The 11,941-nt window shown below is 41.0% G+C and carries 14 protein-coding genes and 4 pseudogenes; 9 read left to right on the top strand and 9 right to left on the bottom strand.

Features of this window, described 5'->3' with window-relative positions; genetic code table 11:
• Nucleotides 1-1,277 (bottom strand): annotated as a pseudogene (locus tag AB5642_RS18820) (SrtB-anchored collagen-binding adhesin); the annotation flags it as partial.
• A 368-nt stretch (nucleotides 1,278-1,645) separates the two neighbouring features.
• Here AB5642_RS18820 and AB5642_RS18815 point away from each other — a divergent pair.
• The gene (locus tag AB5642_RS18815; protein ID WP_368371841.1) at nucleotides 1,646-2,623 is read left to right on the top strand and encodes an ABC transporter substrate-binding protein; all 978 of its coding nucleotides are present in this window, start codon (nucleotides 1,646-1,648) and stop codon (nucleotides 2,621-2,623) included.
• 112 nt (nucleotides 2,624-2,735) lie between these two features.
• On the opposite strand, the gene AB5642_RS18810 is transcribed toward AB5642_RS18815, so the two are convergent.
• On the bottom strand, nucleotides 2,736-3,083 hold the full coding sequence (locus AB5642_RS18810) for a DUF6783 domain-containing protein (RefSeq protein ID WP_306467812.1): 348 nt from the start codon (nucleotides 3,081-3,083) through the stop codon (nucleotides 2,736-2,738).
• On the opposite strand from AB5642_RS18810, the gene AB5642_RS18805 reads away from it, so the two are divergent.
• From AB5642_RS18805 to AB5642_RS18795, 3 genes are read left to right on the top strand one after another with little or no spacing between them, the layout of a single operon-like run.
• Nucleotides 3,012-3,173, top strand: coding sequence for a DUF6783 domain-containing protein (locus tag AB5642_RS18805; RefSeq protein WP_306467811.1), 162 nt, complete (start codon nucleotides 3,012-3,014; stop codon nucleotides 3,171-3,173). The two genes, AB5642_RS18810 and AB5642_RS18805, sit on opposite strands and share 72 nt — an antisense overlap.
• Nucleotides 3,174-3,177: 4 nt before the next feature.
• A complete protein-coding gene (locus AB5642_RS18800) occupies nucleotides 3,178-4,104 on the top strand; it encodes an ABC transporter permease (RefSeq protein WP_118578496.1) in 927 nt (308 codons plus the stop codon).
• Nucleotides 4,097-4,891 (top strand): ABC transporter ATP-binding protein, encoded by a 795-nt coding sequence (locus AB5642_RS18795; protein ID WP_118578495.1) that lies wholly within the window; start codon nucleotides 4,097-4,099, stop codon nucleotides 4,889-4,891. The genes AB5642_RS18800 and AB5642_RS18795 overlap by 8 nt, the downstream gene beginning before the upstream one ends.
• Before the next feature lie 143 nt (nucleotides 4,892-5,034).
• On the opposite strand, the gene AB5642_RS18790 is transcribed toward AB5642_RS18795, so the two are convergent.
• The 4 genes and pseudogenes from AB5642_RS18790 to AB5642_RS18775 form a co-directional block, all read right to left on the bottom strand.
• The gene (locus AB5642_RS18790; protein ID WP_118578494.1) at nucleotides 5,035-6,021 is read right to left on the bottom strand and encodes a DUF5688 family protein; all 987 of its coding nucleotides are present in this window, start codon (nucleotides 6,019-6,021) and stop codon (nucleotides 5,035-5,037) included.
• A 473-nt stretch (nucleotides 6,022-6,494) separates the two neighbouring features.
• On the bottom strand, nucleotides 6,495-8,099 hold the full coding sequence (pckA, locus tag AB5642_RS18785; protein ID WP_368371839.1) for a phosphoenolpyruvate carboxykinase (ATP): 1,605 nt from the start codon (nucleotides 8,097-8,099) through the stop codon (nucleotides 6,495-6,497).
• Nucleotides 8,100-8,574: 475 nt separating this feature from the next.
• The gene (locus AB5642_RS18780; RefSeq protein WP_173719208.1) at nucleotides 8,575-9,051 is read right to left on the bottom strand and encodes a low molecular weight protein-tyrosine-phosphatase; all 477 of its coding nucleotides are present in this window, start codon (nucleotides 9,049-9,051) and stop codon (nucleotides 8,575-8,577) included.
• 236 nt (nucleotides 9,052-9,287) lie between these two features.
• Nucleotides 9,288-9,392 (bottom strand): annotated as a pseudogene (locus AB5642_RS18775) (DUF6783 domain-containing protein); the annotation flags it as partial.
• Between AB5642_RS18775 and AB5642_RS18770 the strand changes: the two are divergent.
• A pseudogene (locus AB5642_RS18770) lies at nucleotides 9,369-9,473 on the top strand (DUF6783 domain-containing protein); the annotation flags it as partial. The pseudogenes AB5642_RS18775 and AB5642_RS18770 overlap by 24 nt on opposite strands.
• A 61-nt stretch (nucleotides 9,474-9,534) precedes the next feature.
• Here the strand turns inward: AB5642_RS18770 and AB5642_RS18765 are convergent.
• The 3 genes from AB5642_RS18765 to AB5642_RS18755 form a co-directional block, all read right to left on the bottom strand.
• Nucleotides 9,535-9,756 (bottom strand): excisionase, encoded by a 222-nt coding sequence (locus tag AB5642_RS18765; protein WP_237926032.1) that lies wholly within the window; start codon nucleotides 9,754-9,756, stop codon nucleotides 9,535-9,537.
• Nucleotides 9,757-10,180: 424 nt separating this feature from the next.
• Nucleotides 10,181-10,453, bottom strand: a complete 273-nt coding sequence (locus AB5642_RS18760) for a helix-turn-helix domain-containing protein (RefSeq protein WP_118248127.1) — start codon at nucleotides 10,451-10,453, stop codon at nucleotides 10,181-10,183.
• Complete coding sequence (locus AB5642_RS18755; RefSeq protein WP_330655682.1) at nucleotides 10,440-10,586, bottom strand: hypothetical protein; 147 nt, start codon at nucleotides 10,584-10,586, stop codon at nucleotides 10,440-10,442. The genes AB5642_RS18760 and AB5642_RS18755 overlap by 14 nt, the downstream gene beginning before the upstream one ends.
• A 241-nt stretch (nucleotides 10,587-10,827) precedes the next feature.
• Here AB5642_RS18755 and AB5642_RS18750 point away from each other — a divergent pair, with 241 nt between their 5' ends.
• From AB5642_RS18750 to AB5642_RS18735, 4 genes and pseudogenes are all read left to right on the top strand, one after another.
• Nucleotides 10,828-11,070 (top strand): helix-turn-helix transcriptional regulator, encoded by a 243-nt coding sequence (locus tag AB5642_RS18750; protein ID WP_227201021.1) that lies wholly within the window; start codon nucleotides 10,828-10,830, stop codon nucleotides 11,068-11,070.
• A gap of 143 nt (nucleotides 11,071-11,213) precedes the next feature.
• Complete coding sequence (locus AB5642_RS18745) at nucleotides 11,214-11,387, top strand: hypothetical protein (RefSeq protein ID WP_173719209.1); 174 nt, start codon at nucleotides 11,214-11,216, stop codon at nucleotides 11,385-11,387.
• Nucleotides 11,374-11,568, top strand: a complete 195-nt coding sequence (locus tag AB5642_RS18740) for a type II toxin-antitoxin system RelE/ParE family toxin (protein ID WP_237926031.1) — start codon at nucleotides 11,374-11,376, stop codon at nucleotides 11,566-11,568. The genes AB5642_RS18745 and AB5642_RS18740 overlap by 14 nt, the downstream gene beginning before the upstream one ends.
• Before the next feature lie 59 nt (nucleotides 11,569-11,627).
• Nucleotides 11,628-11,864, top strand: a pseudogene (locus AB5642_RS18735) (transposase); the annotation flags it as partial.
• Nucleotides 11,865-11,941 lie beyond the last annotated feature (77 nt).

The following is an 11,941-nucleotide window of genomic DNA, read 5'->3' as shown; positions in this document are numbered from 1 at the left end:
TATAAGCCTTTTATCTGTTCGGACTTATCGCCAGCCTGCATATATGCACCCTCTAACAAGTAGCCGTTTGGAGCTTTTGTTTCTTCAACGGTTAGCGTTCCAAGTGGAAGAACCGCCTTGCCGTCCTGCATATAGAAGCTGTCGCCAGATACCTTGTATGCGTCCGCTAATTTTGTGATGTAGTGGGCTGTCCCGTTGCTGTCTGTTTCAGCGATTGTCTTTGTAACCCATGTACGAGTTGCTTCGGCAGGAAGATTGTCTTTGTTATAGAAGCCTGCATAATACTTCCATGTAAATTCCGCACCTGCTAAAGAAGCGTTTCCTTGCGGATTGTCTTTCTGTGTTTCCATATCAATCTTGAAAAGCTCAATCAAAGTGTCCGTTACTTTTGGCGTATCAGATACGTTCAATGTCGCTGTCTTTCCAGCTTCAATCTTTAAGGAATATACAGTTTTATCTACTTTATATCCTGCTGGTGCGGATAATTCCTTGATATAGACTGTGCCTGCTTTTACCTCTGCAACGTCCGTATTTCCGTTTTCATCAGTCGTAAGGGTGGCAAGCTGTTTCGTGCAGTCCTTATCAGCAAAGACACCGTATGTCGCACCAGCGATAGCGTAATTCCCGTTACCGTCGGTAATGCTGGTATTACTGGAAGTCTTTTGCAGTTTCGCATTTCCGACATTCAGTTTCGCCCAGAATTGTCCTAATTCCTGCCCCTCGCCAGAGTAGATATAACCGCCACATTCATAGCGTCCTTTATTTTCTTTGACAAAGGCTCTTGCACCAGAGAAAACTTCGTCCTGCATAGCCTTTGGTATTTCATCATAAGAAGCTCGCACGTTATCACATTGCCAGCCAAGATGTACGCTCAATCTCTGCCAGACGACACATTGTTCCAGCAGATAGACTTGCTTGTAGTTCAGTTCCTTGTGAGCTTCGCCATACTGTTTAACATACTCTAAGGATAACGCCACATCTGAAATCTGGTCGGCACTCATGCGTGAGCTTGCGTCAGCTCTGGTCTTGTAGCCATTCTTAAAATCTGTATTGATGTCGATACAATAGGCAGTTTCGCCCTCGACTTTCATATAGCCCTCATTGAATGTCGAACCGATAGAACCGTCATTCATTACTTTTTCAATGATACCGACACGCTCTGCACTTTCCGTCCAGTATTGCTTACTTTCTGCATGGACGGGTGTAGTCGGTAAAGCAGTAACGACAGTTGCAAGAGCTAAGAAGCCCGTACACAATCGTTTCCATGTCTTTTTCATAAATCTAATGCTCCTTTCATTTTGGGTATAAAAATAGACGCTCATTTCTGAACGTCTACATTACTGAAAGGCTTGTCCTCTCACACATATTCTATTTTAATAGGTACAACAGTTGCCTTTCTCCTTGTATTTTCGTTGTTTTCATCACTTGCGTTATCTACAACCTCCATGCCCGGCGTCAATCATAATAGAATATGGCATGTCAAAATTTCCTTTTCAAATACTATTTCTCTATTAGGATATGTGAAAAAATTACAAAAGCGACTTGACTTTTGCGCTTTAAAGCGGTATTATTTTGTTTAGGCAATACTTTAAAGCAGAAAAAGCACTTTAAAACACGAAAACACTTTTTAAGGAGGAAATAAAATATGAAAAGAAAGGTTTTGTCAGTAATTCTGACCGGAGCTATGGTAGCAGGTCTTGCAGGTACAGTAACCGTACACGCTGAAGAGCAGAAAACATACAATATTGGTATCTGCCAGTTAGTTCAGCACGAAGCACTGGATGCAGCAACACAGGGATTTGAAGATGCAGTAAAAGAAGGTCTTGGCGAAGAAAACGTAACATTTGATGAGCAGAATGCACAGGGTGATTCCGCAACATGTAGTACGATCATCAACAACTTCGTATCCAGTAACGTAGACCTTATCCTTGCAAATGCTACTGCTTCTCTTCAGGCAGCTGCTGCCGGAACAAGCGATATCCCGATTCTTGGAACTGCAGTTACAGAGTATGGCGTAGCTCTTGACCTTACAGATTTTGATGGTACTGTAGGCGGCAATATTTCCGGTACTTCAGACCTTGCTCCTCTCGACCAGCAGGCAGCAATGCTGAATGAACTTTTCCCGGATGCTAAGACTGTAGGACTTCTGTACTGCTCCGCAGAACCAAACTCCCAGTATCGGGTTGATACGGTGAAGGCAGCTCTTGAAGATCTTGGATACACTTGCGAATACTACGCATTCTCTGACTCCAACGATATTTCTTCTGTTGTAACAAATGCAGTTGCAGACAGTGACGTTATCTATGTTCCTACCGATAACACAGCAGCTTCCAACACAGAGCTGATCAACAACATCTGCCTTCCGGCAAAGGTTCCGGTAATCGCAGGTGAAGAAGGAATCTGCTCCGGATGCGGTGTTGCTACACTTTCCATCAGCTACTATGATCTTGGAAAAGCAACTGGTGAAATGGCAGTTAAAATTCTGAAAGATGGTGAAGATATCTCTACAATGCCAATCGAATATGCACCAAACTTCACAAAAGAATACAATGCAGACATCTGTGCTGAGCTGGGAATTGAAGTTCCGGATGACTATGTTGCAATCGGTGCTGACGCAGAATAATTACTGGTTTATAACATATGCAGTAATGCACAATAAAAATTTTCATATTTGTTTGACAGTTAATTTAGACATTCAGTTGCTTTTAGAGCTTGTCAAAAGACTCTGACAGTAATCAACACAGACAGCGGGAAGGGAAGCCTCTCTCGCTGTTTGTGTCGTTTCTGAAGGAATGTATTTTTAAGTATATTTTATGCATAATTATGCATAAAATAGCATTTCTTCCAAAATGAATATTTCTGTTTACGCAAATAACAAAAAGCCAGTTACTCCACATACAAAACACTATAAAGATTCCAGTAACTGTCTTTTTCAAACATTTGTCCACAAAACAAATGTTGATGTTCACACAGTGAACACCAGAGTGTATTTGTAAAAGACTTTCTGCAAGATGTGTGTCACAATTTGTGGGAGATTTTGTCCGGGTGAGGTCGTCGTAACGGGCTACGACAACCGAATTCAGGCAAAATATACCGCACAGTGGGGCGTACAAATTGCGAAAATGTTTTTTCAAACACGCTCCAGCAAACAAATCACGCATGCAGGAGGATAAAGACATGCAAATTGCAAACTTAATCATGGCACTTCCGGGTGCCGCTGCCCAGGGTCTGATCTGGGGTATTATGGCTATTGGCGTATATCTTACATTCCGTGTCCTTGACATCGCCGATCTGACCGTAGACGGTACCATGTGTACCGGAGGTGCTGTCTGCGTCATGATGATGACCAGCGGACATAACGTATGGGTATCTCTTTTAGTTGCCACTTTGGCTGGTATGACAGCTGGTCTTGTTACCGGTATTTTCCATACCTTTATGGGAATCCCGGCCATCCTTGCTGGAATCCTGACACAGCTTTCCCTGTACTCTGTTAACCTGAAAATCATGGGAAAAGCAAACCAGGCTATCAACGTTGATAAATACCCGATCCTGATTTCCTTACGCCGTATAAAAAATGTACCGATCACTCAGAACACAATTCTTATCGTCGCTTTATTTATTGTTGTGATCATCGCAGTTCTTTACTGGTTTTTTGGAACAGAGCTTGGATGTTCCCTCCGGGCTACCGGATGCAATCCAAACATGTCCCGTGCACAGGGTATCAACACTGATTTTTGCAAAGTACTTGGACTTATGATTTCCAACGGACTTGTTGCTCTTTCCAGTGCCTTGCTTGCACAGTATCAGGGATTTGCAGACGTCAATATGGGACGTGGTGCTATCGTAATCGGACTTGCTGCTGTTATTATCGGCGAAGCGATTTTCAGCCGTATTTTCCGCAATTTCGCGCTCCGTCTTCTGGCCGTAGCATTTGGTTCCATTCTCTACTATCTGGTTCTCCAGACTGTTATCTGGATGGGTATCGACACTGACCTTCTGAAAATGCTGTCTGCACTTGTAGTAGCTGTATTCCTGGCAGTGCCTTACTGGAAGGGAAAATATTTCGCAAAACCAGCAAAACGCGGAGGTAAGAACAATGCTTGAGATCAAAAACATATATAAAACCTTTAATCCAGGAACCATCAACGAAAAGGTGGCTCTGAACGGACTTTCCCTGAAATTAAATGAAGGCGACTTTGTTACTGTCATCGGCGGCAACGGTGCCGGAAAATCCACAATGCTGAACGCAGTTGCCGGTGTATGGCCAGTAGACGAGGGACAGATCATCATTGACGGAACAGATGTCACCAAACTTTCCGAGTACAAGCGAGCAGCTTATCTGGGACGTGTATTTCAGGATCCCATGACCGGAACTGCTGCTACCATGGGTATTGAAGAAAATCTTGCCCTTGCAAAACGCCGCGGAAAAACAAGATTTCTTCGTTCTGGTATTACAAAAGCCGAACGAGAAGAGTACAAAGAGCTTCTGAAGATTCTGAATCTTGGTCTTGAAGATCGTCTTACCTCTAAGGTGGGTCTTCTTTCCGGAGGTCAGAGACAGGCACTTACGCTTCTCATGGCAACCCTTCAGAAGCCAAAGCTTCTCCTTCTTGATGAGCATACCGCAGCCCTTGACCCCAAAACAGCTGCCAAGGTGCTGGATATCACAGACAGGATTGTCAACCGCGATCACCTTACTACACTGATGATCACACATAACATGAAGGACGCCATTGCTCACGGCAACCGCCTGATCATGATGATGAACGGAAAAATCATTCTTGATATCCAAGGAGAAGAAAAGAAAAAGCTTACCGTAAAACAGCTTCTTGATAAATTTGAGGAAGCCAGCGGAGAAGAGTTCTCCAACGATTCCGCAATTCTCGGATAGAAATTCATAATTTGGTTTTTAGAAACTGCAGCAGATTGGTTTACAATCTGACTGCAGTTCTTTTTTGCAATCAAAATTTCTGCCGAAAACACCCATTGTACAAAAAGTCCGAAAATGACGTAACTACACTTGTTTCTATCTGTTTATCCGTTCTCTTCACTGTCAGATTTCAACTTGTTTAAATCAATAAATACGGTGCCTTTATACATCAGAAAATCTCCGGTCTCTCTACAATATCTGTATATTTTGTCCGTGAGAAAATCTTCTTCCGGAGTTGCCTCCCGCAAAGTTTCTCTCAAAACATTTTCAAGATCCTCCGGATAAGAATGATCAGCGTTGTGGATCATCACCTCATGAATGCTCGTAAAAACCATATAGAAATCTGCATCCATCAGATCTGCAAGCCTTTTGGCCACGCCTGGCAAGAATATTGCAACGGCTCCGTTTGTCCTTCTGGCAGTGCTCAGACAGCTTCCGATGCTGTCCCTTGTCAGATAGAATTCATGGTTCAGATCCATGAAGCATTCTCCATCATAATCTGGATTGTAGACCAGTTTTTCCCAATAAAAAATTCTGGGCGGCGAAATAAAATACGTGTTTAGAAGAGCTGCGTCAAAAACTGTCTTTTCATCCTTTCCCCATTCTTTTATGTTATCCGTGCGTATTTTCATGCTGCTGATCCGGCCATCCAAATTTCCCACCTGCATGTATAGCACAAGTGCAATATCGCCCACTACACGGTATACTGCCTTCGACAGTTCCCGTTCATGGCGTTCTACATTAAGTGCCCGGATAAAAAGATCATTTTTCACCTTTTCGTAGTTATTCAGATTTTTGGTTTTCTCAAAAAATCCAGCTGTTTTTAATTTACGTATTTCACTTTCCACTGTTTTTGCAATCTGTTCCAGTGAAACACCATCCTCATAATCCTCAAAAAGCTCTTCCGTGTGAATTCCGCAGACTTCTTTTCCCACTGAAGACGCATTGCACTCTACAAACAGCCGGTCGCCGTTTGGTGTCATGCCATTTTCGTCCCGTTCTTCAAAGTAAATCTGTTTCTCATTAAGTCCAAGCCGTTCCATTAGAGATTGGCGCAGACTCTCCACAAATACCTCATACTCTCTGCTCATATATAATTCCTTTCTTGATAAAAACGGGCGAAATGCCCTAACGAATACTGACCTTGCTGTGCACTGCAAATGATCCGTATTTGAAATAAAAGATGGAAGCAGATATTTAGAAATAGATAAGGCTTCCATTTGAGTTGCTGTATGGATAGTATATAAGATATGAATGTGTTTGTAAAGGATTTTCTATCGACAATTTTCCCTTGCAATAAAAGCTGTTATTACTGTTCACGACCTTCACAGCAGCACGCTTCGCGATGCACAGAAATCATGTTCACATGATTTCGCGCTGTAATTCTCGTATTTGCTTTAAACTTTGTTCACCAAAAAAACTCCTCGCGAGACGTTAACAGTGAATAGCAACAAGCTGTGATGGTTGTTTTCTTTATTCATAGAAAACATTTTATAAATATTGCCAGTATAAACAACAAAGGGCCTGCCGTAAATACGGCAGACCCATAAATAATCTTAAATGATTATGCCTGAGGACCAGCTGCAACAAGTGCTTTACCAGCTGCATTTCCTTCATATTTCTTGAAGTTCTTAACGAAACGATCTGCAAGATCTTTTGCTTTAACTTCCCACTCAGAAGCATCAGCGTATGTGTCACGAGGATCAAGGATACCTGTGTCAACGCCTGTAAGCTCTGTAGGAACCTCAAAGTTAAAGAATGGAATCTTCTTAGTCGGTGCTGTTAAGATAGCGCCGCTGAGGATTGCATCGATAATACCACGAGTATCTTTGATGGAGATACGTTTTCCGGTTCCATTCCATCCTGTATTAACCAGGTATGCTTTTGCTCCGCTCTTCTCCATTTTCTTAACCAGCTCTTCAGCGTATTTTGTCGGATGCAGTTCAAGGAATGCCTGTCCGAAACAAGCTGAGAATGTAGGTGTAGGCTCTGTGATTCCACGCTCTGTACCAGCAAGTTTAGCTGTGAATCCAGACAGGAAGTAGTACTGAGTCTGCTCTGGTGTCAGGATAGATACTGGAGGAAGTACTCCGAATGCATCTGCGGAAAGGAAGATAACATTCTTAGCAGCCGGTGCGGAAGAAATCGGGCGAACGATTTTCTCAATGTGGTTGATCGGATAAGATACACGAGTGTTCTCTGTAACGCTCTTATCAGCGAAATCAATCTTTCCTTCTGCGTCAAGTGTAACGTTCTCAAGAAGAGCATTTCTCTTGATTGCATTGTAAATATCCGGCTCAGAATCCTTGTCAAGGTTGATAACCTTAGCATAGCAGCCGCCCTCGAAGTTGAACACTCCGTTGTCGTCCCAGCCGTGCTCATCATCACCGATAAGGAGTCTCTTAGGATCTGTGGAAAGTGTAGTCTTACCTGTTCCTGAAAGGCCGAAGAAGATAGCGGTGTTCTCACCGTTCATATCTGTATTTGCAGAGCAGTGCATGGAAGCGATGCCCTTAAGCGGCAGATAGTAGTTCATCATGGAGAACATACCTTTCTTCATCTCTCCGCCATACCATGTATTGACAATAACCTGCTCGCGGCTTGTAATGTTGAACATTACAGCTGTCTCAGAGTTAAGACCTAATTCTTTGTAGTTCTCTACTTTAGCCTTGGAAGCGTTGTAAACAACGAAATCTGGCTCGAAGTCTTTCAGTTCTTCTTCTGTAGGCTGGATGAACATGTTTGTTACAAAGTGTGCCTGCCAAGCAACCTCAACGATGAAACGGATTGCCATACGGGTATCTTTGTTAGCACCGCAGAATGCATCAACTACGAAAAGTCTCTTGTCGGAGAGCTCTTTCTTAGCGATCTCTTTCACTGCTTCCCATGCTTCCTGTGATGCAGGATGGTTATCATTCTTATATTCGTCAGATGTCCACCATACGGTGTCTTTAGAATTCTCATCCATTACGATATATTTGTCTTTAGGAGAACGTCCGGTATAAATACCTGTCATAACGTTAACAGCGCCAAGCTCGCTGACCCGTCCTTTTTCAAAGCCCTCAAGACCTGGTTTGGTCTCCTCTTCAAATAACATTTCATAAGAGGGGTTGTAAACAATTTCTGTAGTTCCGGTAATACCATACTTTGTTAAATTGATTTTTGCCATCTTACACTTAACCTCTTTTCTCTAAAATGGAATTCATCTGCGAATGCAGATTTATAGCTTCAGTCCGCATCTCACCGTAATACATATCAAAGAATATTACCTGCGGTCACAGCCTCTATGGTACAAAACCAAAGGAATGGAACCGGATTGATTCCCTTTTTCCTTATCCTATATTATACATATCTGAGGGATAAAATCAACACAATTTTCCGTTTTTTTGTATTTTTGTTAAAGTTTTATCATATAGAAAACACGCCTCTGACATTTTATGAGACGTGTTTTCTAATGATATTTTTATTGCATTAGAGCGTCATTGCGAAATTCTTAGATTGAGGTTATTGTAGCCCTGTTGAATAAAATTGTCACTAGAATAGGGAATAGAAAATGTTCAAAATGCACATTTTTGCATTGTTTTTTTGTTTTTACTATTTTTATTTCATCATTACGTTTATCATATTGCGTATACTCTTCCAACCTATATCTTCTCATTTTTCTCCAGATACGCAAGAAATCCTTCGCAGCCTTCTACTACATCTCTATAAGTAGATTCAAAATCCCCCGTATACCACGGATCAGCAATATCTCTGGGATTATCTGAATAATCCAGTAAGAGCTTCACTTTCCCTTCCGGATCCTTTCCTACAATTCGCAAGATATTCCGAATGTTTCTCTCTTCCATTCCCAGAATATAATCATATTTTCCATAATCTGCTTTGGTGATCTGTACCGCTCTTTTCCCCTCGCAGGAAATCCCATGCTTTGCCAATTCCCGCTTTGCCGGCGGATAAACCGGATTCCCGATTCCATTCCAGATTTCCTCCGTACTGGTGGCTGCAGACGCAATGTAAAATTTAGCCTTGATGCCTCGTTTCGTAACCATATCCTTCATAACGAATTCAGAAATTGGGCTGCGGCAGATATTGCCGTGGCAGACAAATAACACACTTATCATTGCTTAAAACTCCTTGAAATGCTGTATTTACGCTGTTTGCAGGCATTTTCCGATAATCTTCAATCCTGTCATTTTCCTGTATATCACAGCATAAATTCGTATATTTTCTTATCCAAATTTAGTAACTTCTTAGTAATAACCAGCCTGGAAAACAGGCTTTCTAAGAACCTTATAATCAGATTATTTTTAATTTTTTTCTATTATTTTATCATACTATGCCGGTTTTGCACTCCTATTCATCTCTTCCTAGAGCGTGTTTGAAAAAGGCTTTCTGCAAGATGTGCGTCACAATTTGTGGGAGATTTCGCTCGGATGAGGGCGCCGTAGCGGGCTACGGCAACCGAATTCGGGTGAAATCTCCCGCAAAGTGGGGCGTGCAGATTGCGGGAATGATTTTTCAAACAGGCTCTAGCACGATATAGGAATTATATCATACCAGGGCTAACATTTCCACTTTAAAGCACTAAATTGTTCGTATATTTTTTACAAAGACGTAGTCTGATCCAGAAAGGCCTCAAATTTCTTACGGTTAATCAACGACTTACACCCCACCTGGACTGTAAAGCAACATTCTGAATTTAGATGTTCCGAAATAAGCATCCTTATTTTCTTTTCACCTATTCCAAAATATTGCACTGCTTCATCCACCGTAAGCATATATTTTTTCCAAATTGGAATCTTACTTTTTTCAATTTTAATCGCCACTCTTCTCTCCTCCTTTTCTCTTTGGACAAAACATTTTTATCTGCCCATGACAATTTACAATTTTATATACTGTCATCGGCAGATAAAATTACAATACAGGTGGCAGTTCAGTACTCTGCCCACATCGGTTTTACACCGTCATTAAATATGACCAGATCTTTTCTGGAAGTATCATTATTACAGATATGCTTCGTCGCCCTGTGCAGCTGCTGCACATTTTGTCAAATTCTTCTCGCTCCATACCTTTACTTCAATGTTATATTTCAGCATTTCTTCGTATTTACTCCATTAGCAGAGCAGATATATCATGGCGGATTTACCTAGTGGCTCTACATATCTTCACGTCCTGTATGTAAAACAATATACAATTTTCAAGGTACAAAAATTCCTGAAGGGAAAAAGGAATCTATATTAAATACTCCCTTTACTGATTACTTTTCCTTACATATGATTTCGTATCAAATCCCAAGGTCTTAGTAATCAGTTTTGTTTCCAAGCGTTGACGCAGAGTTTCATCTACACAGTAATGCACCTGTCCAAATTCGTCAAACATTTTTCTGGTAGCTAAAACTGTTATGTACCCTTCATAATGCTTCAACACTGCCTGGATTGCCTCAGTATCACCAGTTGATGCTGCCTCAATAACATGGAATGGCAGCAAATCAAATGCGCATTTCTGTTTTTTACTTTTTTTCATTTGCAGATTCCTCCATATTTTTTCTCATCAGTTCCAGTGATCGTCTACGATGCTCATTAATTGTGCTGCGTACAAGATTCATTTCTCTGGCAATGTCTGCATCACTCATATCCATAAAATATGATAATAACACAACATTCCTTTTCTTTTCAGTAAGTGTCTGCAGTGCTTCAGCAATCAATCCGTCACGTAATGACGGATATGATACCAGACAATATAATTCTTAATCTTTCCAATACTCCGGATCTGTTTTACGGAAATTTAGAATTTTATATGTCTTTTAAAAAGTGAAATATCACCCTCTTTTTTAGTGAAATATTAGTTCATTTTCTTTCAAGAAAGGGAACTATACACTAAACATGGAGGTGTATCATATGCCAAAACAAACAGATAAAGAACTGGAATTGTTTTTTAAGAACGCCCGACACGAGCAAAAATTGACTTATAAGGAATTAGCTGAAAAAGCAGAAATGTCCAGCCGATATTTAAAGGAAATTGAAAATGGGGGCCGAGTTCCCAGTTTTCATAAAATCAGAAAACTGGTACGCGCTTTAAATGTTCCTCCTGAACCGTTTCGTTCCCGACTACGAAGTTGTCGCACTGGCCGAAGTATTTAATGTTTCCTGCGAAAATCTTCTTGGTCTGACGGACGCTCCTGCAAAATAATTCAATTGTATTGCTGCCCATTCTATGCTAAACTATGGATAGATACTTCTGAACAACATACACTATTTATAAACCGTATGATTGGAGTGATTTCATGGAATTAACAAAAAAAGTCCCTACAACCGATAATAACCAGGAAAACAATCATCTTCTCCGCATGTTAGACCGGGGAATTGATGATATGGAAGCTGGTCGTGAATTGCCACTGGAAGATGCTTTTCGCAAAATCACAGAATTAAGGGATGCACGAAGAAATGCAAGAATATAAAATTATTTTAACCTGGGAAGCAATTTACGATGTCACCGACATTGCAGATTATATTGAAGAAGAATTCGGCCAGCAACATGCTGACCGTTTTCAATCTGATCTGAAAGAACAAATGCAGAATTTAAGCCAGTTCAGTACTGCCTTTCCCCGAACTCAAGAGCCTGTGAAAAAATCTCTGTAAAATAAACAACATTAAGGTCTTCTATGATAAAATATAAAAATCATAGGAGGCCTTTTATAATGGCAAACAGAAAAAAAGAAGTTTACAAACCAAAACCAATGACAGAAGGAAAGAGAAATCTCATTCAGGGATTGTTTCAAGAGTATGATATTCAGTCTGCTGATGACATTCAGGAGGCATTAAAAGACCTGTTATCTGGAACACTCCAAGATATGCTTGAAAAAGAAATGGATGATCATCTCGGCTATGACCGTTATGAAAGATCTGGTGAGCCTAACTACCGCAATGGCACAAAATCTGTAAGCGCAAAATAATTCGACGGATTGTGTTGCCCTAAAAATCAATCCATAATAATCATTAGAGAATGCAAGCA

Source organism: Ruminococcus sp. 1001136sp1_2201st1_G3_2201SCRN_220225 (assembly GCF_040924365.1).
GTDB classification, from domain to species: domain Bacteria; phylum Bacillota; class Clostridia; order Lachnospirales; family Lachnospiraceae; genus Blautia_A; species Blautia_A faecis.
This window is presented reverse-complemented; position numbering and strand designations above follow the sequence as displayed.

What these genes read in the sequence shown, in the direction of transcription:
- AB5642_RS18805 (WP_306467811.1), top strand. Translation starts at nt 3,012, where the DNA reads ATGTGTGTCACAATTTGTGGGAGATTTTGTCCGGGTGAGGTCGTCGTA.
- AB5642_RS18750 (WP_227201021.1), top strand. Translation starts at nt 10,828, where the DNA reads ATGCCAAAACAAACAGATAAAGAACTGGAATTGTTTTTTAAGAACGCC.
- AB5642_RS18800 (WP_118578496.1), top strand. Translation starts at nt 3,178, where the DNA reads ATGCAAATTGCAAACTTAATCATGGCACTTCCGGGTGCCGCTGCCCAG.
- AB5642_RS18745 (WP_173719209.1), top strand. Translation starts at nt 11,214, where the DNA reads ATGGAATTAACAAAAAAAGTCCCTACAACCGATAATAACCAGGAAAAC.
- AB5642_RS18780 (WP_173719208.1), bottom strand. Translation starts at nt 9,051, where the DNA reads ATGATAAGTGTGTTATTTGTCTGCCACGGCAATATCTGCCGCAGCCCA.
- AB5642_RS18740 (WP_237926031.1), top strand. Translation starts at nt 11,374, where the DNA reads ATGCAAGAATATAAAATTATTTTAACCTGGGAAGCAATTTACGATGTC.
- pckA (WP_368371839.1), bottom strand. Translation starts at nt 8,099, where the DNA reads ATGGCAAAAATCAATTTAACAAAGTATGGTATTACCGGAACTACAGAA.
- AB5642_RS18760 (WP_118248127.1), bottom strand. Translation starts at nt 10,453, where the DNA reads ATGAAAAAAAGTAAAAAACAGAAATGCGCATTTGATTTGCTGCCATTC.
- AB5642_RS18790 (WP_118578494.1), bottom strand. Translation starts at nt 6,021, where the DNA reads ATGAGCAGAGAGTATGAGGTATTTGTGGAGAGTCTGCGCCAATCTCTA.
- AB5642_RS18815 (WP_368371841.1), top strand. Translation starts at nt 1,646, where the DNA reads ATGAAAAGAAAGGTTTTGTCAGTAATTCTGACCGGAGCTATGGTAGCA.
- AB5642_RS18795 (WP_118578495.1), top strand. Translation starts at nt 4,097, where the DNA reads ATGCTTGAGATCAAAAACATATATAAAACCTTTAATCCAGGAACCATC.